At 66.7% G+C, this 23,849-nt stretch carries 16 protein-coding genes, 2 tRNA genes and 4 pseudogenes; 4 read left to right on the top strand and 18 right to left on the bottom strand.

The annotated features are described in order from the left end of the window. A pseudogene (locus AC1DK4_RS30830) lies at positions 1-174 on the top strand (sarcosine oxidase subunit beta); the annotation flags it as partial. A 190-nt stretch (positions 175-364) separates the two neighbouring features. Here the strand turns inward: AC1DK4_RS30830 and AC1DK4_RS30825 are convergent. Beyond that, complete coding sequence (locus AC1DK4_RS30825; RefSeq protein WP_441622507.1) at positions 365-1,786, bottom strand: aspartate ammonia-lyase; 1,422 nt, start codon at positions 1,784-1,786, stop codon at positions 365-367. A gap of 29 nt (positions 1,787-1,815) precedes the next feature. Beyond that, a complete protein-coding gene (locus AC1DK4_RS30820; RefSeq protein WP_441622505.1) occupies positions 1,816-3,000 on the bottom strand; it encodes a M20 aminoacylase family protein in 1,185 nt (394 codons plus the stop codon). Positions 3,001-3,274: 274 nt separating this feature from the next. On the opposite strand from AC1DK4_RS30820, the pseudogene AC1DK4_RS30815 reads away from it, so the two are divergent. Then, a pseudogene (locus AC1DK4_RS30815) lies at positions 3,275-3,695 on the top strand (TonB-dependent receptor plug domain-containing protein); the annotation flags it as partial. A gap of 101 nt (positions 3,696-3,796) precedes the next feature. Beyond that, positions 3,797-4,078 (top strand): annotated as a pseudogene (locus AC1DK4_RS30810) (isocitrate/isopropylmalate family dehydrogenase); the annotation flags it as partial. A gap of 876 nt (positions 4,079-4,954) precedes the next feature. Here the strand turns inward: AC1DK4_RS30810 and AC1DK4_RS30805 are convergent. After that, positions 4,955-5,164: pseudogene (locus tag AC1DK4_RS30805) on the bottom strand (ISKra4-like element ISBte1 family transposase); the annotation flags it as partial. A gap of 14 nt (positions 5,165-5,178) precedes the next feature. On the opposite strand from AC1DK4_RS30805, the gene AC1DK4_RS30800 reads away from it, so the two are divergent. Beyond that, positions 5,179-5,373 carry a tyrosine-type recombinase/integrase gene (locus tag AC1DK4_RS30800; RefSeq protein WP_441622514.1) on the top strand — a complete coding sequence of 65 codons (195 nt, stop codon included), beginning with the start codon at positions 5,179-5,181 and terminating at the stop codon, positions 5,371-5,373. A gap of 105 nt (positions 5,374-5,478) precedes the next feature. Here AC1DK4_RS30800 and AC1DK4_RS30795 read toward each other — a convergent pair. From AC1DK4_RS30795 to AC1DK4_RS30725, 15 genes are all read right to left on the bottom strand, one after another. Beyond that, positions 5,479-5,554 (bottom strand) — tRNA-Gly (locus AC1DK4_RS30795). Between the two features lie 5 nt (positions 5,555-5,559). Further along, a tRNA-Asn gene (locus AC1DK4_RS30790) sits at positions 5,560-5,635 on the bottom strand. A gap of 134 nt (positions 5,636-5,769) precedes the next feature. Then, entirely contained in the window at positions 5,770-6,699 is a 930-nt protein-coding gene (locus AC1DK4_RS30785; protein WP_441622503.1) for a carbohydrate kinase family protein, read from the bottom strand. Positions 6,700-6,731: 32 nt separating this feature from the next. Next, positions 6,732-8,363 carry a glucose-6-phosphate isomerase gene (pgi, locus tag AC1DK4_RS30780; protein ID WP_441622501.1) on the bottom strand — a complete coding sequence of 544 codons (1,632 nt, stop codon included), beginning with the start codon at positions 8,361-8,363 and terminating at the stop codon, positions 6,732-6,734. A gap of 65 nt (positions 8,364-8,428) precedes the next feature. Next, entirely contained in the window at positions 8,429-9,919 is a 1,491-nt protein-coding gene (gene zwf, locus AC1DK4_RS30775) for a glucose-6-phosphate dehydrogenase (protein WP_441622512.1), read from the bottom strand. A gap of 92 nt (positions 9,920-10,011) precedes the next feature. Beyond that, complete coding sequence (locus AC1DK4_RS30770) at positions 10,012-11,010, bottom strand: ABC transporter substrate-binding protein (RefSeq protein WP_441622499.1); 999 nt, start codon at positions 11,008-11,010, stop codon at positions 10,012-10,014. A gap of 35 nt (positions 11,011-11,045) precedes the next feature. Further along, positions 11,046-12,083: an ABC transporter permease subunit gene (locus AC1DK4_RS30765; RefSeq protein WP_441622497.1), complete on the bottom strand. Its 1,038-nt coding sequence runs from the start codon at positions 12,081-12,083 to the stop codon at positions 11,046-11,048. Positions 12,084-12,217: 134 nt separating this feature from the next. After that, positions 12,218-13,897, bottom strand: a complete 1,680-nt coding sequence (locus tag AC1DK4_RS30760) for a sugar ABC transporter ATP-binding protein (RefSeq protein WP_441622495.1) — start codon at positions 13,895-13,897, stop codon at positions 12,218-12,220. Beyond that, the gene (locus tag AC1DK4_RS30755) at positions 13,884-15,143 is read right to left on the bottom strand and encodes an ROK family transcriptional regulator (protein WP_441622493.1); all 1,260 of its coding nucleotides are present in this window, start codon (positions 15,141-15,143) and stop codon (positions 13,884-13,886) included. The genes AC1DK4_RS30760 and AC1DK4_RS30755 overlap by 14 nt, the downstream gene beginning before the upstream one ends. 220 nt (positions 15,144-15,363) lie before the next feature. Next, positions 15,364-16,521: a patatin-like phospholipase family protein gene (locus tag AC1DK4_RS30750; RefSeq protein WP_441622491.1), complete on the bottom strand. Its 1,158-nt coding sequence runs from the start codon at positions 16,519-16,521 to the stop codon at positions 15,364-15,366. Positions 16,522-16,538: 17 nt separating this feature from the next. Further along, positions 16,539-17,090 (bottom strand): sensor histidine kinase, encoded by a 552-nt coding sequence (locus AC1DK4_RS30745; RefSeq protein ID WP_441622489.1) that lies wholly within the window; start codon positions 17,088-17,090, stop codon positions 16,539-16,541. Positions 17,091-17,601: 511 nt separating this feature from the next. Continuing rightward, positions 17,602-18,060 (bottom strand): carboxymuconolactone decarboxylase family protein, encoded by a 459-nt coding sequence (locus AC1DK4_RS30740; RefSeq protein WP_441622487.1) that lies wholly within the window; start codon positions 18,058-18,060, stop codon positions 17,602-17,604. A gap of 36 nt (positions 18,061-18,096) precedes the next feature. Then, entirely contained in the window at positions 18,097-19,011 is a 915-nt protein-coding gene (locus tag AC1DK4_RS30735; protein WP_441622485.1) for an RNA polymerase sigma-70 factor, read from the bottom strand. A gap of 446 nt (positions 19,012-19,457) precedes the next feature. Then, positions 19,458-22,589: a bifunctional diguanylate cyclase/phosphodiesterase gene (locus AC1DK4_RS30730; RefSeq protein WP_441622483.1), complete on the bottom strand. Its 3,132-nt coding sequence runs from the start codon at positions 22,587-22,589 to the stop codon at positions 19,458-19,460. Then, a complete protein-coding gene (locus tag AC1DK4_RS30725) occupies positions 22,586-23,380 on the bottom strand; it encodes a substrate-binding periplasmic protein (protein ID WP_477131981.1) in 795 nt (264 codons plus the stop codon). Before AC1DK4_RS30725 ends, AC1DK4_RS30730 begins: the two co-directional genes overlap by 4 nt. Between the last annotated feature and the right edge of the window lie 469 nt (positions 23,381-23,849).

Genomic DNA, 23,849 nt, shown 5'->3' with positions numbered 1-23,849 from the left:
ACGGTGCCCGGCCTGTACTACGCCTTCGGCTTCAATGGCGAGGGCTTTGCGATCAGCCCCGGCGTGGGCGAAACCATGGCGGAGCTGATCGCCACGGGCCGTACCTCGATTCCGCTGGAGCCTTATGCCATCGGGCGCTTTGCGCGTGCGCAGGTGCTGCTGGAAACGCATTGATGCTCCTCTCTCCTGCTTGCGGGAGAAAGGCCGGGGGTGAGGGCAGGCGCATGGCAAGCATCTCGGCGTACCACTTCGAGGATACGCCCGCCCTCACCCCTGCCCCTCTCCCATTGGGACCCATTGGGAGAGGGGTGCAAACACTCGCAGTTGCAGCTTTGTCAGCCGTCTCTACTCCGCCTCTTTGCTATCAGGCCTTGGCTACCGCCCGAGGCGCCACCATGTTCTCCGGGCGGAGGATCTCGGCCAGAAGCTCATTGCTAATGAGCTTCTCTGATTGCACGAGCTCCACGACGGTGCGACCTGTTTCCTGAGCTAGCCTTGCGATCCGCGTGGCATTCTCATATCCAATGTATGGATTGAGTGCTGTCACAATGCCAATTGACCGCTGGACCAGCGCGGAACACTGATCCGGATTCGCGGTAATGCCCTCGATGCATTCGCGGTCCAGCATACGCACCGCCCGATCGAGTAGCCGGATGGAGTCAAAGAGCTTATATGCAATGAGGGGCTCCATGGCATTGAGCTGCAACTGACCAGCCTCGGCCGCCAGGGTAAGCGCGGCATCATTGCCTGCAATTTCATACGCCACCTGGTTCATCGCCTCCGGAATGACCGGATTGACTTTGCCGGGCATGATCGAGCTGCCAGGCTGGCGCGGCGGAAGGTTGATTTCCGCAAGGCCAGCCCGGGGACCGCTCGACAGCAAACGCAAGTCATTGCTGATTTTCGAGAGCCGCAGGGCGGTCCTCTTGATCAGACCTGAAAGCAATACGAAATCGCCCATATCCGATGTCGCCGCAATGAGGTTGGATGCGGAACAAATCTGGAACCCGGAGAGCTCCGACAATTCCTCGATGGCGATCGCCTGGTAGCTCGGGTCGGCGTTGATGCCAGTGCCGATCGCCGTACCACCTAGATTAACGGCGCATAGCGCTGCCGGGATGAGCGCGCGAAGCTGCTCGAGGTCCGCGGATACGGTGTCAGCCATGGCACGGAACTCCTGTCCAAGCGTCATCGGAACCGCATCCTGGAGTTGGGTGCGGCCCATCTTCAGGATGGCGTCGAACTGCTCCGCCTTGCTCGCCAGGGTCGCAGCGAGGTGGCTGAGGCTCTCCAATAGCGGGAGATGGGCAAGCAGCAGGCCCACACGGATGGCGCTTGGATACGCATCATTAGTCGATTGCGACATATTGATGTCGTTATTGGGATGGAGGTGCCTGTAATCGCCCTTTTCTTGTCCCAGGTGTTCCAGTGCACGGTTGGCAAGCACTTCATTGACATTCATGTTAGACGAGGTTCCCGCGCCGCCCTGGATCATGTCAACAACAAACTCGTCATGTAACGCACCGTCAATGACTTCCGCGCATGCCTTTGCAATGGCGGCATGCTTGGCCGCATCCAGCAGGCCGATCCGGTAATTGGCATTGGCGGCCGCATGTTTGACAAGGGCCAGCGCTTTGACCAATTCCGCGTACTCGCCAATGCGGCGGCCGGAGAGATGAAAATTCTCCTTTGCTCGCAGCGTTTGCACGCCGTAGTACAAGGTGTTATCGAGGCTTCGGACGCCCAGGAAGTCTTTCTCCTGGCGAGTGGATTGAAGTGTGGTCATGGTGTGGCTGAAGTGCTGAGCGGTTGAAATTACGGCGCGGTCGCCAGCGCACGCAGGGCGACTTCGCAGAACCAGCGCATGCCCAACGGCAGCGCATCGTCGTTGAAGTCGTAGCAAGGGTGGTGCAGCGGACGCTCGCCGTCTGGCCCCGGTTCGGCACGGCCCTGGCCGAGCCAGAGATAGGCGCCGGGCTTTTGCTGCAGCATGAAGGCAAAGTCTTCCGAGGTGAAGGCGGCACGCGGAGCGATCTGTGCCTGCAAGCCGATGGCTCGTGCCGCGTCCAGGGCCAGCGCGGCCTCGGCCGGCGTATTCACGGTGGCCGGGTAGTAACGCACGTAGTTGACCTCAACCTGCGTGCCGCTCGCCCGCGCCACGCCATCGGCCATGGCACGCAGCGCGGTCTCGATGCGGTCCTGCGACGCGGCATCGAAGCTGCGCACCGTGCCGGTGATCTGCACTTCGGCCGGCAGCACGTTGTGGCTGTGCCCGCCCTCGATGCGCGTGACCGACAGCACGGCCGATTCGCCGGGGTCGATGCGGCGCGCCACGATGGTGTGCAATTGCGACACGAGCTGGCTGGCGGCAAGGATGGCGTCGGGGGTGTGGTGCGGTTGCGCGGCATGACCGCCGCGCCCGCGCAGCACGATGTCGAACCGGTCGGCGGCCGCCATGATGGCGCCGGGGCGCGTCTGGGCGTGACCCAGCGGCAGGTCGGGCCAGTTGTGCAGCGCATAGACGCTGTCGCAGGGAAAGCGCTCGAACAGGCCGTCTTCGATCATCCGGCGCGCGCCGCCCTGGCCTTCTTCGGCCGGCTGGAAGATGAAGTGCACCGTACCGTCGACGCCGGTGCGCGCAAGCTGCCGAGCGGCGCCGACGAGCATGCTGGTATGGCCATCGTGTCCGCAGCCGTGGTGCTTGCCAGGCGTGCGGCTGGCATGAGGCGCGCGGCCAAGCTCCACCATGGGCAGCGCGTCCATATCTGCGCGCAGGCCCACGGTCCGCTCGCCCTGGCCGCCGCGCAGCGTGCCCACCACGCCGGTGCCGCCAATGCCCTCGTGCACCGTAAGGCCCAGCAAACGCAACGACTGCGCCACGATACCTGCCGTGCGATGCTCCTCGTAGGCCAGCTCAGGATTGGCATGCAGGTCGCGGCGCAGCGCGACCAGGTCCGGCAGCAGGTCGGCCACCGGTTCGGCGATCATGCCCCAGGTCACAGGCCTACCTCCGAAGCGTCAACGAGCTGCGCCACCGTGTGAAAGTGGTAGTCCAGAGTAGGGACCTTGAAATCCCGAAGGGCCATGAGAACGCTCCTGAAAGGTTGGATGCCAAGAAGACACAGCACAGCCGGGCAGTCATGCTGCGTGGCACAAGCTTAAGAGCAGTCGCACCGACGATGGTGCCGATCGCAGCGCGCCGCACCGCAGTGAATTGCGTTTTGCCGCAGCGTACGAGCAGATTGTTGGGCCGCCTCAAATGGATCCAGCGGTCGAGTCAGTGCGCGTGCTCACCTCGGAACTGATTGACGATCTGGGCGCGACGGCTTGCCGACACCGTCGACTATGTGAGCGGCATTGCCCGCCTCAATGACTTTGGCGGAACCTGGGACACCTACGCCATCCGCGGCTTCAGCAGCACGGATATGGGATACCTGATGAACGGTTTTCCCGGATCACGCGGATACAATCCGATGCGCGACGCCTCAACGGTTGAGCGCTTCGAATTCCTGAAGGGTCCCGCTGCGGCGCTGTACGGCAGCAGCGAACCTGGCGGCACCATCAATATCGTCACGAAGAAACCGAGGTTCACCCGCGCCACGACGGCGGAACTCAGTGCCGGGACGCTTGGCTTCGCACGCGCCACGGTCGACACCACCGGCCCGATCAACGACAAGGTGGCATATCGCCTGAACGACGCATGAAAACCAGCGTAATGTTGGCGCCCATCTTCAGGATGAGGTTTCGCTTGGAGAGCGATGGAAGCTGCTGGCGGGCGTCCGGTTCGACAACTACCGAGCCGGTGCATGGCTCTGCGCCCGACATCGATGGGAAGAATCTGGCGAACCCCATCGGGATAATCTGGTCAGGCACCATGATGCTCGATTTCCTCGACACGGATGGCGATGCAGGGCGGAAGGCGCACGATGCCATACTCGTAGAGCCGGCCATGCCGCAACAACCGCTATCGAGCAGCGTCCAGTTGGCGCCCATGCGCTTGAGCAATGTCTGCTCGCCCTGCGTGCCGAACAGCGATTTCTGGTGGCAGTGCGCGTGGATCAGGACGTCGATCTCGTAGCGCGGCGGCTGGTAACCCTGGTCGGCCAGGAAGTCCGCCAGCATCCAGGTCCGCGACGCCAGCCGCCTAGCGCGGGGATCGTCCGGGAAGTGCCGCAGGAGTTCGTCCTTGAATACTGACATGCAGCCGGGTTCAAGCCCCACGATGGCGGCCTCGCTTTCGTCTGAATCGAAGTAGGGCGCGAGGGAATCCAGGATATCGGCAAGCTTGGCTTTGGCCATATCCAGCAGGCCAAAGTMATAAAGCGGACGGCCGCAGCACAGCTTGCGTTCCGGCAACACGGCGTGGAAGCCCGCGTGCTGCAAGACCTTGGTCGCGGCCATGGCGATTTCCGGATGGAAGTTCTCGCAGAATGTGTCGACCCACAGGATCACGGGCTTCTGCGCGGGGGCATCGGCCACCGCGACGTGAGCCGCAGTCCTGCCCCGGTACGCTGCAAGTTGCGCCCGGAAGGGCGTGGTGGCGAACTGGGGCAGTTCACGGCTATCGGCCACGCCTGCAATGCGCTTGGCGATGGCGCGCAGCACCGGTGTCTGGGTAAGAAAGTTGGCCAGGCGTGGCACGCGCGCGGCAAAGGGCGCCCACTCCCCGATACGGCCCATAAACCAGGCCTGGCGCGGGCGGCGCTTGTCTTCGTAGTAGTGCGAAAGTAACTCAGCCTTGTAGGCGGCCATGTCCACATGGGTGGGGCAATCGCTGCGGCAGCCCTTGCATGAGAGGCAGGTATCGAGCGCCTCCTTGACCGGCTCGCTGCGCCTGAGAACCGGCCGGTCGACATGACCGCAAAAATGTCCGTTTCAACTTGGAAGCTGCCGTTGGGGCTGCGCGGGGCCGAACGGCAGAAGAGGGTTGCGGATTCAACCGGTCAACGCAACAGAGATCCCAGCCCAGGCTTTCCAGTCGGCGCAATGCCGGATGCGGGCAGCCGTGCCACAGGTGCCACTTGGCGCCATGCAGCGCCTTGATCAAGGCTGCGTTGCTAGGACCGTCGTCGCAGCGTGCCGGCCTGCCCTTGATCATCTGTTCGAGGTTCTGTACCCGCATGGCGATGTGGAACCAATCGAGAGCGTACTCACCGCGATCACCAGGCTGAGCCTGTTATTTCAGCTGCTAATACACATGGGATAGGTGCATCCTGCCATCGCGTCCGCCACACGACCGGAGCGAAATTGATGCGAGTGACGAAGAACCCGAAGCTTGTTCAGCTTCCGCTTGGACATACGAGTCTCAATACGACGATGAAGTATGTCCACCCCGATATCGACGAGATGCGGGATTTGGTTTCGTATCTTTAGCGGATGGAATGTTGGCAGCTACGGGAGGTTCGGGCACCCTCTCGATTGGGAGGCGACCTGATGCGGGCGCTCTCACGATACCCTGGCGGGTAAATCTTGCCATTTTGGAGCGGGAAACGAGGCTCGGACTCGCGACCTCGATCTTGGCAAGGTTGCGCTCTACCAACTGAGCGACTCCCGCTTGTTTGGCTCCCCGACCTGGGCTCGAACCAGGGACCTACGGATTAACAGTCCGGCGCTCTACCAACTGAGCTATCGGGGAACAAACACCGCAATTGTGAATCGTGCGGAGGCCGGATTGTACACCAGTATTGGAAAATGTTGGCCAACAAATCTTTGCCCCCGACGTCGTCCCTTCCGGGGCACCGCGGGACGAACGCGTAGCGCATGCCGTTCTCAGGCGGACAACGCAGGCTCGCCCAGTAGCGCCCGCACCTCGTCCTGCGTGGGCGCGTAGGCCCCGGCCCGGGTCGCCGCGATGGCCGCGGTGGCCGCCGCCCAGCAAGCCTGGCGCTGTGGCGTGGCCTCGGGATCGAGCAGCAGCCCCGCCATCCATCCGCCCATGGCTGCGTCGCCACAGCCCACGGTATCCACCACCGCTACCGCGAAGGCCGGCTGCTCGCAGGCACCGTCGGCGTGCAGCAGCGTCATGCCCTGGGCGCCGCGGGTCAGCAGCACGCTGGCTTGCGGCGCCAGCGCGCGCAGCGCGGCCAGCGCGGCGGCTTCGTCCAGCGCGGGATAGAGTCCGCGCAGATCCTCGTCCGACACCTTGATGTGGTCGGCCAGACCCGCCAGGTGGGCGAACACGGCCTGATAGCCGGGCTCGCGCATCGGCGCGCGGAAATTGGGATCGAAGGCGATGCGCTTGCCCGCCGCCGCGGCCAGCGTCGCCTCTTCGCACAGGCGGGCGGCCAGCGGCTGGCGCGCCAGGCTCAGCGAGCCGAAGTGCACGGTGCGCGCGGCCTGTCGCCAGCCCGGCGGCAACCTGGCGGGATCGAAGTAAAGGTCGGCGCTGTCGTCGCCGACGAAGAAATACTGGGGCGGATGCTGGGCGCCCACAAAGGCCAGCAGCGGCGAGCGCGCCACGCGCTGCAGATAGCGCGCATCGAGCCCGGCTTCGGCGCTGGCCCGGGCCAGCTGGTCGCCCAGCGTATCGACGCTGACCGCGCCCGCGAAGGCGGTCGGCACACCCAGCCGCGCGCCCACGCGCGCCACGTTCCAGCACGAGCCGCCCGGCAGGCCGAGCCAGTCCTGGCCACCCTGGTGGACCATGTCGGTGAGGGCTTCGCCGAACACCACATAGGTGGGCGATGGAGTTGTCGTCATATTGCTCTCGCTGTGTCGTGTGAGGCGGTGCCTCAGCCCTGCCAGTCGGACGAAGCGGCCAGCGCGCGGCGGATCAGGCCGGCGGTGGAGGCGTCGTGCGCCCGGGCCGGGCCGCCTTCGAGTTCGCTGGCGATGGGCGCGGCCAGTTGCTTGCCCAGCTCCACGCCCCATTGGTCGAAGGAGTTGATGTTCCACAGCACGCCCTGGACGAAGGTGCGATGCTCCGACAACGCGATCAGCGCGCCGAGATGCCAGGGGTCCAGCCGTTGCAGCAGCAGCGTGTTGCTGGGACGGTTGCCCTCGAACACCAGGTGCGGCACCAGCGCCTCGTCCTGCACGCCCAGCGCCCGCACCTCGTCGGCGGTGCGCCCGCGCAGCAGCGCCTCGCCCTGGGCGAAGCAGTTGGCCAGCAGCTTGCTGTGATGGCCGGGAACGGGAAACACCGGCTCCAGCGTGGCGATGAAGTCCACCGGCATCCAGTGCGAGCCCTGGTGCACCATCTGGAAATAGGCGTGCTGGCCGTTGGTGCCGGTGGTGCCCCACACCACGGGCGCGGTGCCGCGCTCTGCCACGCTGCCGTCCAGCTGCACCGACTTGCCGTTACTCTCCATTTCCAGCTGCTGCAGGAAGGCCGGCAGCAGCTCCAGCGGCTCGCAATACGGCGCCACGCAGCGGCTGGCGGTGCCGAGGAAGCTGCGGTACCAGACGTCGAGCAGGCCCAGGATCAGCGGCATATTGGCGCGCGGCTCGGTATCGGCGAAGTGCCGGTCCATGGCGCGCGCACCGTCCAGCAACTGGCGAAAGCGCGCAAAGCCCACCGCCAGCGCGATCGACAGGCCCACCGCCGACCACAGCGAGAAGCGCCCGCCCACCCAGTCCCAGAACGGGAACATATTGACGGGGTCGATGCCGAACGCCGCCACCGCATCGCGATTGGTGGAAACGGCCACGAAATGCCGCGCCAGCTTGTCCCGCGGCACGCCCTGGCGCAGGAACCAGTCGCGCGCGGTGTTGGCGTTGACCATGGTTTCCAGCGTGGTGAAGGTCTTCGAGCAGACCACCACCAGCGTGCCGGCCACGTCCAGCCGCGCCAGCACGCGCGCCAGGTCGCTGCCGTCCACGTTGGCGACGAAGTGCATGCGCGGGCCGGCGTCATCGAGATGGGCCAGCGCGCGGCACACCATGCGCGGGCCCAGGTCCGAGCCGCCGATGCCGATATTGACCACGTCGGTGATCACGCGGCCATCCCAGCCGCGCCACTCGCCACCGCGCACGGCCTCGGTGAAGCGTTCCATCTGCGCGAGTACCGCCGCCACCTCGCCGGCCACCGGCACACCCTGGGCCTGGAAGTCGTCTTCGGGTCGCGCGCGCAGCGCCACGTGCAGCGCGGCGCGACGTTCGGTGACGTTGACCGGCTCACCGCGGAACATGGCGTCGCGCCGCTCTGCCACCCCGGCCTCGCTGGCCAGCGCGAACAGCAGGTTCAGGGTGGTGTCGTCGACGCGGTTCTTGGCGTAGTCCAGCGTCAGGCCGGCAGCTTCCACCACGAAGCTGGCGCCGCGCGCCTCGCCCGCGCGGCCTTCGAACCAGTCGCGCAGGCGCGCCTGGCGGATGGTCTGCGCGTGGATCTGCAGGCGGTGCCAGCTGGGCAGGGATTGGGACATCTTCAATGCTCCTCGATGCTTGGGGAAAAACCGCGGCGGGCCATGCAAGGCACGCCGCGCACGACTCACAGTTCCTCGTGCCACACTGCGCCATCGCGCGACAGCAGCGCGCTGGACGAGGCCGGGCCCCAGGTGCCGGCGGTGTACAGCTTGGGCGACGTATTGTTCAGGTGCCAGGCCTGCTGGATGGGCGCGACCCAGCGCCAGGCCTGGGCCTGCTCGTCGCGCCGCACGAACAGCCCCAGGCGACCGCGGATCACGTCGAGCAGCAGGCGCTCGTAGGCGCCCATCTTGCGATCGTTGCGGTTGCCCTGCCAGCGCGGCAGCATGCGCTGCAGGTCCAGCGTGGCGGGTTGCAGCGCCTGCGTGTCGCCCGGCGCCTTGACCATGAAGTCCAGGCGGATGCTCTCCTCGGGCTGCAGGGTGATGACCAGGCGGTTGCCTGGCTCATGGTCGAGCGAACGCGGGAACAGCGAATAGGGCACGTCGCGGAACTGCACGACGATCTCCGCCAGGCGCTCCTGCATGCGCTTGCCCGTGCGCAGGTAGAACGGCACGCCGGCCCAGCGCCAGTTGGCGATCTCGGCCTTGATGGCGACGAAGGTCTCGGTCTGGCTGTCGGACGGGATGGCGGACTCGTTGACGTAGCCGGTCACCGCGTCGCCGCTGGCGGCGCCGCGGCAATACTGGCCGCGCACCACTTTCTCTGCCACCTCGTCGAGCGCGATGGGCTTGAGCGCCTTGAGGATCTTCAGCTTCTCGTCGCGGATGGCATCTTCCGACAGGCTCGAAGGCGGCTCCATGGCCACCATGCACAGCAGTTGCAGCAGGTGGTTCTGCACCATGTCGCGCAGCGCACCGATGCCGTCATAGAAGGCACCGCGCTTGTCCACGCCGATCTCCTCGGCAATGGTGATCTGCACGTCGCGCACCCATTCGCGCCGCCACAGCGGCTCGAACAGCGCATTGGCAAAGCGCATCGCCATCAGGTTCTGCACCGACTCCTTGCCCAGGTAATGGTCGATGCGATAGATCTGGTCCTCGGCGAAATGCCGCGACACCGCGGTATTGATGGCGTCGGACGAGGCCAGGTCGTGGCCCAGCGGCTTCTCCAGCACGATGCGCACGCCAGCGTGGTTCAACCCGGTGCGCGCCAGCTGGTCGCAGATCGGCACGAACAGGTGCGGCCCGGTCGCCAGGTAGAACACCACCACCGGCGCGGCCCGGCTGCGCACCACCTCGGCCAGCGCATCGAAGCCCTCCGGGGCATTGGCGTCCACCTGCAGATAGACGATGCGCTCCACGAAAGGCTGCCACGCTTCAGCCGCCGCGGCGGCGGGCAAGCCGGGACGCACCTTGGCTTCCAGCATCGCCAGGTAGGCATCCAGGCCGAGCGGCTGGCTGCCCAGCGCAAGGATGCGCCCGCGCGGGTGCAGCGATCCCACGCGGTGGGCATCGAACAGCGCCGGCAGCAGCTTGCGCGTGGCGAGATCGCCGGTGCCGCCGAAGAGGACAAAATCAAACTCGGGCACCGGGGCTACGGCTTTGCTTGGCATCATGTCACCAGTTGGTTGATATGGGTTGATATGGGTTGATATGGGTTGATATGCGTCGATGTCGGTTCGGTCGGATATGGCGCCGGCGCCGTTCAGCGCGGGGCCGCCCATCCTTTATAGTCGTTGACGTTGGCCCGCGTGACCAGCGCGGGCGCCAGCAGCACGGTGGCGCTGGCGGGCGCATGGCCATTCATCAGCCCCACGCCGATCTCCACCGCGGTCCGCGCGATGGCCCACGGGTCCTGGCTGGCCGAGGCCTGCACCAAGGTGTCGGCCTTCAGCGCGGCCTCGATGTCCGGCGCGCCGTCCACCGAGGCGATCGCGATGCCGCGCCGGTTCAGCTGGCGCGCGGCCAGGTCGGCGCCCACGGCCTGCGGGTCGTTGATGGTGAACACCGCGTCCACCTTGGGAAAGCGCGTCAGGTATAGCTGCATCACGTTGAGGCCGCCCTCGCGCGAGCCCTTGGCATCCTGGTCATCGGACAGGATGTGGATGCCGGGATGCTTGCCAAGCACCGTCTTGCAGCCCTTGACGCGGTCCAGCACCGCCGACACCGCCGGACCGTTCTGGATGATCAGGTTGCCTTGCCCGTTGAGCCTGTCGGCCAGGAAGCCGCAGGCCAGCGCGCCGGCCTGGATGTTGTCGGTCTGCACGGTGGCGTCGGCGCCGGCGGCAGCCACGTCCACCGCCACCACCACGATCCCGGCACGGCGCGCCTTCTTCACCGCTGGCTCGATGGCGCGGGCGTCGGCCGCGTTGATCAGGATCAGGTCCACCTTGGAGACGATGAAGCTGTCGATATGCGAGAACTGCTTGTTGAGGTCGTAGTCGGCCGACAGCACGGTGACCTTGGCGGCGGGGTTCACCTGCCTGGCGGCGGCCTCGGCGCCGCGCCCGAGCGCGACGAAGTACGGGTTGCCGAGCGAGCCTAGCGTGACGCCCACTTTCTTCAGTTGTCGTGCGGGCCCGGGTGCGACGACGGTGGCGGTAGCCGCCGATGCGTCCTGCGCGCCGGCGTCGCCGGGCTGGCACAGTGCCGCCAGGGACGCCAGGGCGGTCAGCGCCAGCGCCGTGAAAGATGATCTGGACATGTCGAGTCTCCTGTCGCCGTGGTTGCGCATGCCGCTCACGTGCGCGCCGAATCCTTGCGGCGGTAGCGGTCCAGCGCCACCGCGCCGATGATSACCAGGCCCTTGATGATGTATTGCCAGATGTCAGACACGCCCAGCAGCACCAGCCCGTTGGACAGCACCGCGATGATCAGCGCGCCAATCAGCGTGCCGGCGATGGAGCCCGTGCCGCCGACGAAGCTGGTGCCGCCCAGGATCACCGCGGCAATCGCATCCAGCTCGTAGGACTGGCCCAGCTGCAGCCCGTTGGCCGCGTACAGCCGCGAGGCCGACATCACGCCGCCCAGGCCGGACAGCAGACCCGATACGGCATACACGAACAGCAGCACCACCCACACCTTGATGCCCGACAGCCGCGCCGCCTCGGCATTGCCGCCCACCGCGTAGATCTGCAGGCCGAGCACGGTCCGGCGCAGCACGAACCACGACACCGCCACCACGGCGGCTGCGATCACCACCAGCCAGGGCACGCCCAGCACCTCGCCGTTGCCGATAAAGGCAAAGCCGATGTCAGGGTTGTAGATCGTGCCGTCCTGGCCCACCAGCCGGGCCAGGCCGCGCACCGCCGTCAGCGTGCCCAGCGTGACGATGAACGGCGGCAGCTTCATGAAGGCCACCAGCACGCCGTTGACGAGACCGAACAGCAACCCGCAGGCCAGCGCCGCCGGCACGCCCAGCGCGCCGAGCTGCGGCACCAGCGATACCAGCATGGCCACCACCGCCGAGATGGAAAGGATGGAGCCCACCGACAGGTCGATGCCGCCGGTCAGGATCACGAAGGTCATGCCCGCGGCCARCACCATGTTGATGGACGCCTGCTGGGCCACGATGGACAGGTTCTGCAGGCTGGCGAAGTTGTCCGCCAGCAGCGAGAAGCCCAGGCACAGCAGCACCAGCACGGGCAGCATGCCGAGCGCGCGCAGGCGCTCCTGCGTGGTGGCGCGACCGTGCGCGGCGCGCTGGCCGGCTTGCGTGGTGGCCAGGACCGGCGCGGCGTTGGCCGAGCGGGCGGGATGGCGGATCGATTCATGCATGGCTGTCTCCTGCGCCGGCCGCCGCGTAAGCGCGGGCCGGCGTCGTTGTCACTGTGTGTCGCTGCGTATCTCTGTGCCGAACCGTGCCGGACTGTGCCGGACCATGCGGATCGGGGGCGGCTGGCGTGCCGCGCTCAATGCAATGGATGGCCGCCGGCCTGGGCGAACGTGCCGCCCGTGCCGCCCGGGCCGCCGTCGCGCGGGAACATCGCTTGTTCCGCCTCCTGCGCGGCCCCGGTGGCCAGGCTGATGATGCGTTCCTGCGTCTCGGCCGCGCTGGCACCGGGCAGCACTTCGCCGGCCAGCGCGCCCTCGCGCATCACCAGCACCCGGTCGCACAGGCCGACCACTTCGGGCAGCTCGCTGGAGATCAGCAGGATGGCCACGCCGCTCTCGGCCAGCGCGTTGATCAGGCGGTAGATCTCCGACTTGGCCCCGATGTCCACGCCGCGCGTGGGCTCGTCGAGGATCAGCACGCGCGGCATCATCTCCAGCAGCCGCGACAGCATCACCTTCTGCTGGTTGCCGCCCGACAGCGCGCCCACGTTGACCTGCGCGTGCGCCACGCGGATGCCCAGCATGTCGATGGCGGCGCTGGTGCGGCGGCGCGCGGCAGGCCGGTTCAGCCGGCCCAGGCCGAGCGCGTCGCGCGTGGCCACCATCAGGTTGATGTTCTCGTGCACGCTCTGGTCCAGGAACAGGCCCTGCAGCTTGCGGTCTTCGGTCAGGTAGGCGATGCCGGCGTCGATGGCGGCGCGCGGGCCGCCCGTCGGCAGCGGCACCAGCCCGGCCGGTCCGGCCACGCGCACCTCGCCGCGCACGCGCGCATCGGCGCCGAACACCAGCCGCGCCAGCTCGGTGCGCCCGGCACCGACCAGCCCGGCCAGCCCCAGTACTTCGCCGGCATGCACCTCGAAGCTGCAGCCCTTGACGCGCCGGCCGTCGGCCATGTCGCGCACCGACAGCATCACCTCGCCATGCTGGCCCGGCTTGGCATGGGTCTTGGTGTAGAAGCCCGACAGATCGCGGCCCACCATCATCTTGACCAGCGCCGCCCGGGTCAGCGCGGCGCGCTCCAGCGTGCCGACGAAACCGCCGTCGCGCAGCACCGTGACGCGGTCGGCCAGCTCGTCGATCTCAGCCATGCGGTGGCTGATGTAGAGGATGGCCATGCCCTCGCCGCGCAGCTGCCGGATCAGCGCGAACAGCCGGTCGGTCTCGTGGGTGGACAGCGGCGTGGTGGGCTCGTCCATCACCAGGATGCGCGCATCGAAATGCACCGCGCGGGCGATCTCCACCAGCTGCCGCTGCGCGATCGACAGGCCCGCCACGCAGGCGGTGGCCGGGAAGTCCGCGCCGAGGCGCACCAGCGTGGGTTCGCACGCGCGCGCCATGTCGCCGCGCGCCACCAGTCCGTGCTTCTGCAGTGCGCGGCCCAGGTAGATGTTCTCCGCCACGCTCAGGTTGGGCGCCAGGCTCAGCTCCTGGTAGATCACCGCCACGCCCAGCGCGCGCGCCGCCTGCGGGCCGTCGATCTGCACCGGCTGGCCGTCGATGCGGCATTCGCCGCCGGGGTCGGCGATATAGGCGCCCGAGAGGATCTTCATCAGCGTGGACTTGCCGGCGCCGTTCTCGCCCATCAGCGCATGCACCTCGCCGGCGTAGGCGGTCAGCTCCACGTTGCGCAGCGCGCGCACGCCGGGGAAGGTCTTGGAGATATTGCGCAGCGCCAGCAGCGGCGCCGGGTTGTCGGTGGCGATAGTGGCGATAGTGGCGAAAGTGGCGTTGGTGGCGGCTTGGTCAGACGATGGCATGGTTGGCCTCCGGAATGATGGCGGACGCGCCCTTGAGCAGCTCCGCGCGCGGCGAGAATTTCATGAACATCGGCAGCGAGGCCGCACCCACCGCGCCGGCGTTGGCGCCGAAGCAGCCGCGCATCACGCGGGCCGGACGGCGGGCCTCGGGGGCGTTGTCGTCGAGCGCGCGCTGCAGCCGCGCGATCACCGCGTCGAGCAGGCCGGCGTCGATATCGGCGTCGAGGATCACCAGCGGCACGTCCAGCACCGCCAGCGCGGATTGCATGGCCGGCGCCAGTGCGTCGATGCAGTCGTCCAGCCATTCGGCCACGGCAGGATGGCCGGCGCGCACCTGCGTTTCGAGGTCGGCATGGCTGTCCACCGTCACGCCATGGTGCCGCAGGTGGCGCGTCAGCGCGTTGAGCGAGGCACGCGCCAGCAGGATGTCGCGGCTGCGCCCGCCGGGCGGCGCCGAGGCCAGCTTGCTGGGCGGCACCGGCATCATGCCGATGTCGCCGGCATTGCCCGACACACCGCGCACGCAATCGCCGTTGAGCACCACGCCGCCGCCGATGGCGGGGCCGAGGAAGGCATAGAGGAAGTGCTGGGCATGGTGGCCGCCGTAGAACAGCTCGGCCACCGCGGCGGCGGTGCCGTCGTTTTCGCCGAACACCGGCAGCTGCGTGGCATCGGCCAGCTCGGCGGCGAAGTCCACCGCGTCCCAGGCGCGAAAGGTAGCCTGGGACGCCGCGTCCTGCAGGTCCAGCTCGCGCAGCCAGGCGCCGAGGTTGTAGGGCTGGGCCACGCCCACGCCGAGCAGCCGCTTGCGCTCGGCCGGCGCCAGCTGCGCGCGCAGCGCGGCCACGTCGTCGCGCACCAGCGCCAGCGCCTGCTCGGGATGCGGCAGGATCATCTGGTGCGCGCGGCTGGCCAGGATCTCGCCGCCGAAGTCCACCATCACGCATTCGATGCTGGCGCGGTCCAGCCGCACGCCGATGCCGAACGCGCCCTTGGGCTCCAACCGGATCAGGCTGGCCGGCTGGCCGCGCTGCCCGTCCTGGCGGCGCCCCGCCGCGTGGATCAGGCCTTCCTCCGTGAGCGACTGCACGATGCTGCCCACCGCGGTGTTGGTGAGCTGCGCCATGCGCGCCAGGTCGGCCTTGGACGCCTCGCCGGCGTGGCGCAGGGCCAGCAGCAAGGCGCGCTCGTTGTAGAGCCGAAGGCTGGCGGAATTGACGCCGCGGCCGGATTTGCCAGAGGTCATGCTGTCTCCGAAGACTGTTCAGGCGCCGTGCGAATCACTTCTCGATCGGGTCGCGCTATTAATTAATTCACGTTGAATTAAATAAGATGGAGAGGCAGAACTCAAGAAAGGGAAAACCCGCGGAAACCGGTGGGCAGCCGCGCGCGTGTGGCCCACCATGCCTGCGCGGGGCGATGCGAAATCGAAAAGGCGCCCGTACGGGACGGCGCATGCGACGGCCCTACCCTGGCACGCCCACCGTCTCATGCACGGCGATGCCCTCGATGGGGTCCAGCGCGTCATGCCAGGGCGCGGCCGCGATCACCTGCCTGCCATGGGCATGGCCGGCGTTCCAGCGTGCCTCGATGCCATCTTCGCTGAAGTCGATATCCTTGGTCAGGTCTTCGCCGCCGAAGGGTGGCGCCTTCAGTTCCACCACGTGCATGGTGGTATGGCAGCCCCAGCCCAGCAACTCCTTGACCACGGGCGTGCCGCGCTCGGATTCGGGAATATGGCTGGCCAGTTCGCGGATCACGTGCCGCAGCCGGTGCAACTGCTTCTGGCGCGCCAGATGCGTCTCGGTGCGGCTCGAATACTGGATGTCCCGCTGCCGCCCCATCGCTTCCCAGATCGTCTGCGGCTCCGGCCCCTGCACCGGCCAGAGTTGCACGGCGAAGATCACCGAGTCACGGCGCGGGTAGTCGTCGAGCACGGCCTCGATCGGGGTGTTGGAACAGATACCGCCGTCCCAGTACGCCTCGCCCTCGATCCGGATGGCCGGAAATCCCGGCGGCAGCGCGGCGGATGCCAGCAGGTGCTCCATGCTCAGGGCGGCGTCGCGGTTGGTGTAGTAGCACATCCGCCCGCTGCAGACATTGACCATGCCGACGGTCAGCCGCATGTGCTTCTGGTTCAGGTAATCGAAGTCGACCAGCGCGCCGAGCGTCTCGCGCAATGGCGCGGTGGAGTAGAAGCCAGCCTGGTCCACGCCCAGCGGCATGCGCAGCCCCAGCCAGGCGGCGGGATTGGGCGCAAAGAAGTTCGGGATGCCCTGCGTGAGGGTGGCCAGGTTCTGCAAGGTGTTGTCCCCGCCCGAAAGCAGCCGCGTCAGCCCGAGCGGCCCGCGCTGCGCCACGCGCTCCCAGAACTCCCGCAGCCGCGGCAGGCGGTTCTCCGGCTTGTTGCCGGCGATGATCGAACCGTTGATCGCGCCGATCGACGTGCCGATCGCCCAGTCGGGCTCGATGCCTGCTTCGTGCAGCGCCTGGTAGACACCGGCCTGGTAGGCGCCCAGCGCGCCGCCGCCCTGCAGTACGAAGACCACCTGCCCGGGGATCTGCCGGCCGGGCGGGTCGGTGGCGCGATGCTGGTCTTCGGCTGGCTGGGTCCTGGTATCCATGGCGTCGGCTCCTGCGGTCAGGGGGGTGGATCCCGCGCGGGCTCTTGCGGCGCGAGCGGCAGGCGGACCTGGAACGTGGTCTCGCCGGGATGCGACTTGACGTGGATGGCCCCGCCATGCCGGTTGACCACGGTCTGGTAGGAAATATCGAGGCCGAGCCCCGTGCCCTGGCCCGGCGGCTTGGTGGTGAAGAACGGCTCGAACAGATGCGGCATGACATCGGGCGCGATGCCGGGGCCGTTGTCGATGATTTCGACCACGGCGCAGTCAAGCTCGCGGCGGGTGCGGATGACGATCGCGCGCATGATCTCGGAGATACGCTGCGCGCCGCGCCGCGTCTCTTCCATCAGCGCGCGCAGGTCCAGCGTGGCCACCAGCCAGTGCATGCAGGCGATGAACTGCGGCGCCGTCAGGTCTGCCGCGATCTGCGCCAGGCTGTCCCGGTCGATCGCCACCTTCACCAGGCACGGTGCCTGGTAGTGCTCGCCGTAGCCCAGCCGCAGGTCGCGCGCAACGGCGTCCACGACCTCGGGATCGTCGTCGACCGCGATGATGATGGGCTTGTCCATGGCGCTTTGCGAACTCGCAGTGGCGGCTCTGCAGCGTTGCCCCAGAGCCGCCGGGTGCCGGGTGGCCAGTTAAGCCTAGCACTTCAGACCGCACTTGCCAGTGCCATCTGCTCGCCCGGCCGGCGCGTTCGCCCTGTGCGGCACATGCCCCATGCGTAACAAAGCCCCTGCGGGAGCACGTGCGGTGCCATGACGAACATGCATGTCGAGCGCGGGCGACCGCAACCCGGCTGGCCGTGACTTTATTCGCCCGGCCTGTCACAAGCGGACCTCATGAAACGTCCTGTGCCACAGGGATGGCTACATGATGTCGCCGCCCCGAATTTCTCGACGAAGAAGGACACGACATGAAAGTGGTAATCATCGGAGGCAGCGGCCTCATCGCKGGCCGGCGGGAGAACTGCCCTGCCGGCCAGCGCCGCTTCCTGGCCCAGACCTCGATCGGGTAATCCAGGCCAGCTGCGGCGCTCTGCGCCATGGGTTCTACCCGATGGGGTCTACCCGTTGGGCTTTACTCGATAGGCTTTTCCGCCACGGGCAGCTGCATGCCGATGGCCATGCGGTTCCAGGCGTTGATCTGGGCAATCGTCCAGGACAGCTCGACGATTTCCTGATCGCTGAACTGGCACTTCAACGCATCGAAATCGGCATCACGGCTGCCGTGGTATTCGACGAGCTTCGTCATCGTCTCGGCCCAGTTGAGCGCGGCGCGCTCGCGATTGCTGTACAGGCCGGTCTCGCGCCACGTCGACAGGCTGTTGATGCGCTGCCACGTCTCACCTTGCTTGCGCAGATCGCGGGCATGCATGTCGAGGCAGAAGGCGCAGCCGTTGAGTTGCGAGACGCGGGTCTGCACGAGTTCGATCAGGCTCGCGCCGAGCGAAGACTTTGCCGTGGCGGCACTGACGCCGACCATCGCTTGATAAGCCTTGGGAGAGATATCGGTCCAGGGGAGTCGCGGCTGGTTCATGTTTTCACCTTGAGTAAGTGCTTGGGATACACATGCTCAAGACGTCTGAGGGGGCTGGTTTGTGACAGCGAGCTCCCGACCCAGCGCGGCGGCAATGCGCGCAAGCTTGTCGGGATTGCGCTGGACATAGATGCGCACGATGCGCTCACCATCCGTTTCGATGGCCAGGGCCGATTCGATCGCGCCGTTGATGAAGCGCAGCAGGCCCCATTGGCCATTGAGCGTGACGACTTCGAACTGCATGGCGCCGGGATACCGCAGCGTTGTGGCGAGGAAAAGCTGCGCGATACGCTGGCCACCGACGAGCGGAACGCCAAAGCTCGGCACCTTGCCGCCGCCATCGCCGATCAGCTGCGCGTCGTCGGCAAGCATCGCTTTCAGCGCGGTGAACTCGCCGCGTGTCGCGGCGTCGGCGAACCCGCGCAACAGGCGGAGCTGGGTCTCGCGGGGGACCACATGGCGGGGCCGCTCGTCCTGCAACTGTATCTTCGCGCGATGGACGATCTGCCGGCATGCGCTCTCGGTCTTGCCCAGCGCCTCGGCCACTTCGCCATAGTCTGCATCGAACACTTCCCGCAGCAAGAACGCTGCGCGGGCTTCGGGCCCCAGGCGCTCCAGTATCGCGAGAAAGGCGATGGATACGTCGTCGGCGCGCTCCAGGATGTGCTCTGGCGTGACCGGGGATTCGGACAGCAGCGGCTCCGGCAGCCATGTGCCAATGTAGTGTTCGCGCTGGACCTTGGCGGTGCGCAGCCTGTCGATCGCCAGGCGCGTGGTGACGGAAACCAGCCAGGCCTCCGTACTGTCCAGATCCTCGCTTGCGGCTTCGTGCCAGCGCAGCCAGGCGTCCTGCACGACTTCTTCTGCCTCGGCGGCAGAGCCCAGCATGCGATAGGCGATGCCCTGCAAGCGAGGGCGAAGGCGGGTAAAGGTGTCGGTCTTGTCGTTCATGGCAGCCTCTAGACGATTGGCACCCCCGGCTTGTGACATCCGCGCCGGTTCGGAGCCGGCGCCGGATAGCGAGCGCGGTGCGGGGGCGCGGCCTGGCTTCCGCATCGATACCAGACCTGATAGTAGACCGCCGACGGCGGCTCCGGGCATGCCGCGCCGTGCGCGTTGGCCGGTGCGGCGCGAACCGCGGCCAGGTGCCGGCAGCCCCGCCGGCGGCTCGCCGAATATGCGCCATGGAGCACGCTCAAGCTCAAACGGATACCGCGGCCACAGATCCCGGCGAGAAATGCCGGCTGGCTGTCACAAGGCTCGGCCGTACCGTCGGCAGGAACGCGGGCAAGGCCGGGCCGGCGGCGCGTTCCCGCACACCATGCGCGCATCCGCTGGGATGCGGGCGGGGCATGCCGGCCCGGTGCGGGCGCCACGGCACACCCGCCATCCGGCGTTCAATCCTCTTGCGCCGATAGCTCGGATGCGCGCTGGCGGAATTCAAACCCGCCTACGAACGATTCGAAATCCTCGATCGGCAGCGGGTGGCAGAAGTGGTAGCCCTGATAGGCATAACACCCCGCGCCGGCAAGAAAGTCCCGCTGCGCTTCGGTCTCGACGCCTTCGGCTATCACCTGCAGCCCGAGGCTGCGCGCAAGCGCCACGATGGTCTTGGCGATGACGGCATCGTTCGGGTCGACAAGGATGTCACGCACGAACGAGCGGTCGATCTTCAGCTGGTCCAGCGGCAGGCGCTTCAGATAGGACAGCGACGAATATCCGATACCGAAATCGTCCAGCGAGAAAACCACGCCCATGGCCTTGAGCGCTGACATTTTCTCGGCGATGTCCTGCACATTGTCCACCAGCACGCTCTCGGTCAGCTCCAGCCTCAGCCTGTTCGGGTTCGCTCCGGTCTGCTCGATGATGCCCAGCACCTTGTCGACAAAGTCGGGGGCGCGGAACTGGTGGACGCTGACATTCACGGCGATCGTGAGATGGGCCATCCCTGGCTGGCGCGCCCAGCGCGCCAGCTGGTTGCAGGCGATCTCCAGCACCTTGTTCCCCAGCGCAAGGATCAGCCCGGTCTCTTCGGCCAGGGGGATGAATTCGGCCGGCGACACGATGCCACGCACGGGGTGCCGCCAGCGCACCAGCGCTTCGGCGCCCGTGATGCGATTGTCGATGGTCACCTGCGCCTGGTAATGGAGCAGGAACTGGTCTTCGTCGATTGCCTTGCGCAGGCCGACCTCGAGCGCGGCCCGCTCCACCACGACGGCCTGCATGGTCGGATCGAAGAAGCACATCGCATTGCGCCCTCTTTCCTTCGATTTGTACATGGCGAGGTCGGCCTGCTTCAGGAGCTCATCGATGGAGGCCTGATGCCCCTTGAACACGGTCACGCCGATACTTGCGGTGCTGCGATACTCGATGCCGGCCAGATGATAGGGATTGCCGAGAACGGCGAGGATTTTCTCGCCCGCCGCTTCGGTCTGGCTGGCCGCTTCCTGCCGGTTTCCGCTCAGGCCTCCGAGCACGACGACGAATTCGTCGCCGCCTACCCGTGCCACCGTGTCGCCCTCGCGGACGCTGGCGGTCAGGCGCTCGGCGACTTGCTGCAGCAGCAGGTCGCCCTTGTCGTGGCCCAGCGTATCGTTGAGCGTCTTGAAGTTGTCTACGTCAACGAACAACAACGCGCCGGAGGCTTCGCTCTGCGCGCTGACCGCGATGGCCTGCTTCAGGCGATCGGCCAGCAAGGTACGGTTGGGCAGCCGCGTCAGGGCATCGAAGAAGGCCAGTTCCTTGATCCGGTCTTCGGCGATCTTGCGCTCGGTAATGTCGTGATGCGTGCCGACATAGTGCGTCACCCGCCCGTCCCGTCCGCGCACCGCTGCAATCGTGAGCCATTTCGGGTAGATCTCGCCATTCTTGCGGCGATCCCAGATCTCGCCCTGCCATCCGCCCACGCGGTGGATGGTGTCCCACATGTCACGGAAGAACGCTTCGTCATGACGCCCCGACTTGAGTATGCGCGGCGTCTTGCCCACCACCTCGTCGGCCGTGTAGCCGGTACCCTCGGTGAATGCCGAGTTGACGCGCAGGATAGTGCCGCTGGCATCGGTGACCATCATGCCTTCCAGCGAATCGAAGGCGACCGCGGCGATACGAAGCTCGGCGTCGAGCAGCTTGCGCTCGGTGATGTCGCGCCCGCTGAGCCGGAAGCCCGTGAACATGCCCCTGGCATCGTGGAATGGCCCCCAGGAGACGGAAAGCCAGAGCAGCGAGCCATCCTTGCGCAGGCAGCGGAACTCGAGATCGTCGCCGCGAAGCCCCTGGCGCCCCTTCAGGAGCTCAAGCGCGACACGCGGAAAATCTTCGGGATGGACCAGGGTGCCGGCGAAGTCGCGCATCGCCAGGCATTCTTCCACGGCGTAGCCGGTGTACTCCATGACCGACGGATTGATCCAGCGTGGCTTGCCGTCCAGCCCCCACCAGATCTCCAGGTTGACCGTGCAGTCGGCGATGGCGCGGAATTTCTCTTCGCTCTCGCGGAGTTCCCTGGTCATGTTGGAGGCCAGCCGCAGCGCGCGGCTGCGGCCTGTCACCATGACCCAGGCCAGCAGCGCGAGCAGCAGGCTCAGGCCCGCGCCCGTGCCGGCGATCAGTGTCTGCGAGTTGCGTCCGAAGCGGGCCTTGAAGTCATGGTGGGCGGCCATGGAGAGCATCCAGTTGTGCCCTCCCACGACCAGGTACTCACTGGCCGACAAGGCTGAACCCGGGTGCCCCGCCCTGGCGTCGGGCGAACGATAGAGAAGTGCCGCCGTGGATGGCTCGACACCGTCGTAGATGGTCAGAGAGAGGCCGGGCGGCTGCTCGCCGTAGAGGCTGGCGATCACCTCCCGCATGCGGAACGACGCGTAGACCCAGCCCACCAGGCTGGCACGACGCTGGGCGACGGTATCCTGTGGCTGGCCGCGCGCATATAACGGGAGGTACATCACGAAACTGGGGTCCTCGTCCGCCTGCGCGTCCACGGCCAGCTGCACCTTCCCGGACACCGTGGCCAGGCCCGAATCGCGCGCCCGTTCCATGGCGAGCCGCCGCTCGGGGCTGGCCCAGGCGTCGAAGCCGAGCACGCGCGCCTTGGCTTCGGCATACGGTTCGCGCTGAATGATCGGGGCGTAGCCGCCGCGCGCGCCGTCGGGCCGGATGTCGTAGCCGGCGATGCCGAGCCGGCGCATTGCCTCGACATGGGCGTCCTTGCCGGGCGCCGACACCCACTTGACGACGCCGACGGCCTGGATGCCGGACAAGTTCCCATCGAGGTTGATCGCGCCGACGTAGTCGCGGAAACTGCCGCGGTCCATCGTGCCGGTGGCGGCAAACATGCCATGCACGCCCCGCAGCATCTGCTCGTAGGTGGCCATCCGCTGCTCGATGCGGCTGACGGCATCGCCCAGCGCGAAATCGAACTGGGACTGTACTTCATGCCGGGAGGCTTGCCGTTCGTGGTCCCAGACTGCCCATGTCACACCGAGCCCGGTGCACAGGATCAGCAAGGGGAGCAGGATCAGGCGAGCCCAGCTCACAGCGGTGCCTTGAAATCGACCATGGAGTCGACCAGATCGCGCTTGAAGTACTTCTCGAAGATCCGGCGCACGGTGCCGTCCGCGCGCATGTCGTTCACCAGCGCACGCCACTTGTCCTGCTCGGCCACCGGCAGCGCCTTCTTCGACATGATCAGGCCGTGCGGAACGGYCGGGTCGTTGAACTCGACGACCGCGGTGACATCGCGAATCCGCTTTGCGTCGAGAGCCGGGTAGTCGAAGGGCTCGATGATCATGCCCTGGATGCGCTGGCGCACCAGCGCCTCGTACAGCGGCTCCAGCCCGCCGGCCTGGCTGACGCGGTTGGCTGCCGCGAGCTTGTCCACCAGCTGGTTGGCGGAATCGCTGTAGCGGAAACTGCGGATCACGCCGAGTTGAAACTGGTCGTTATGCTCGAAATCGGACAGCTTGCCGATGCCGGCGTCCTTGCGCACCAGCAAATAGTATTTATTGCTGAAGTACCAGGCGAAGGAGGCGTACTGATTGCGTTCGGCGCTGGCGATGCCGGACAGGCTGAAATCGAGTGCGCCGGACTCGATCAGCTTCCAGATGCGGGCGCGCGACATAAGGCTGACCCTGACCTGGCAGCCGCTGCGCCGGACCAGTTCGTCGGCGAAATCCTTGTCGATGCCTGTATCGGTTTCGAGCGAATAAAGCAGGCCATGGTCATGCAGCGCTAGCGTGAACGGGCGTGAGCAATCAGGTCCGCTCGCGACTGCGGTGCCCAGACAGCACAGCGCAAGCAGCAACCCGCAAAGTCCATGTCGTATCACAGCCTTACCCCGCAAAATTGTATTGATGCAAATCGTCTTCTTATGATCGCGGCCGGTGCCGGGCCCGATGCCGCGATAAGTCCTGCCTGTTTTCCTTGCCCCGTCAACCCGGCGGGCAAGACTCCATTTCCCTCCGCGCCCGGTCCCCACCGGGCACTACCAGCATTGCGCGCTGCCAGGCCGGGAAGCCCTTGAATGCGGCTTTCTCCGGCGCCCTGCGGAAAAACAACCCGCAGTGGCCGCATCGCCCCGCAATTATCCAGCAATAGCGCGGATACTGCCGAGGCATATCAACTGGCAGAGCCAGCATGCTCTCACGCGGGTGCCTGCGTGGGAAGTGTCAGGCCGCATTCCACGCTCGCCCTTCCTGCCAGCGCGCGCACGCCGCGCAACACTGTATATGCATCCAGTATTGCACGCAGGGGCATGATCAGGGCCGCGCCGCATGGCCGGGTGCCATGACGCGGGT

This window comes from Cupriavidus sp. 05N38, assembly GCF_056397345.1.
This window is presented reverse-complemented; position numbering and strand designations above follow the sequence as displayed.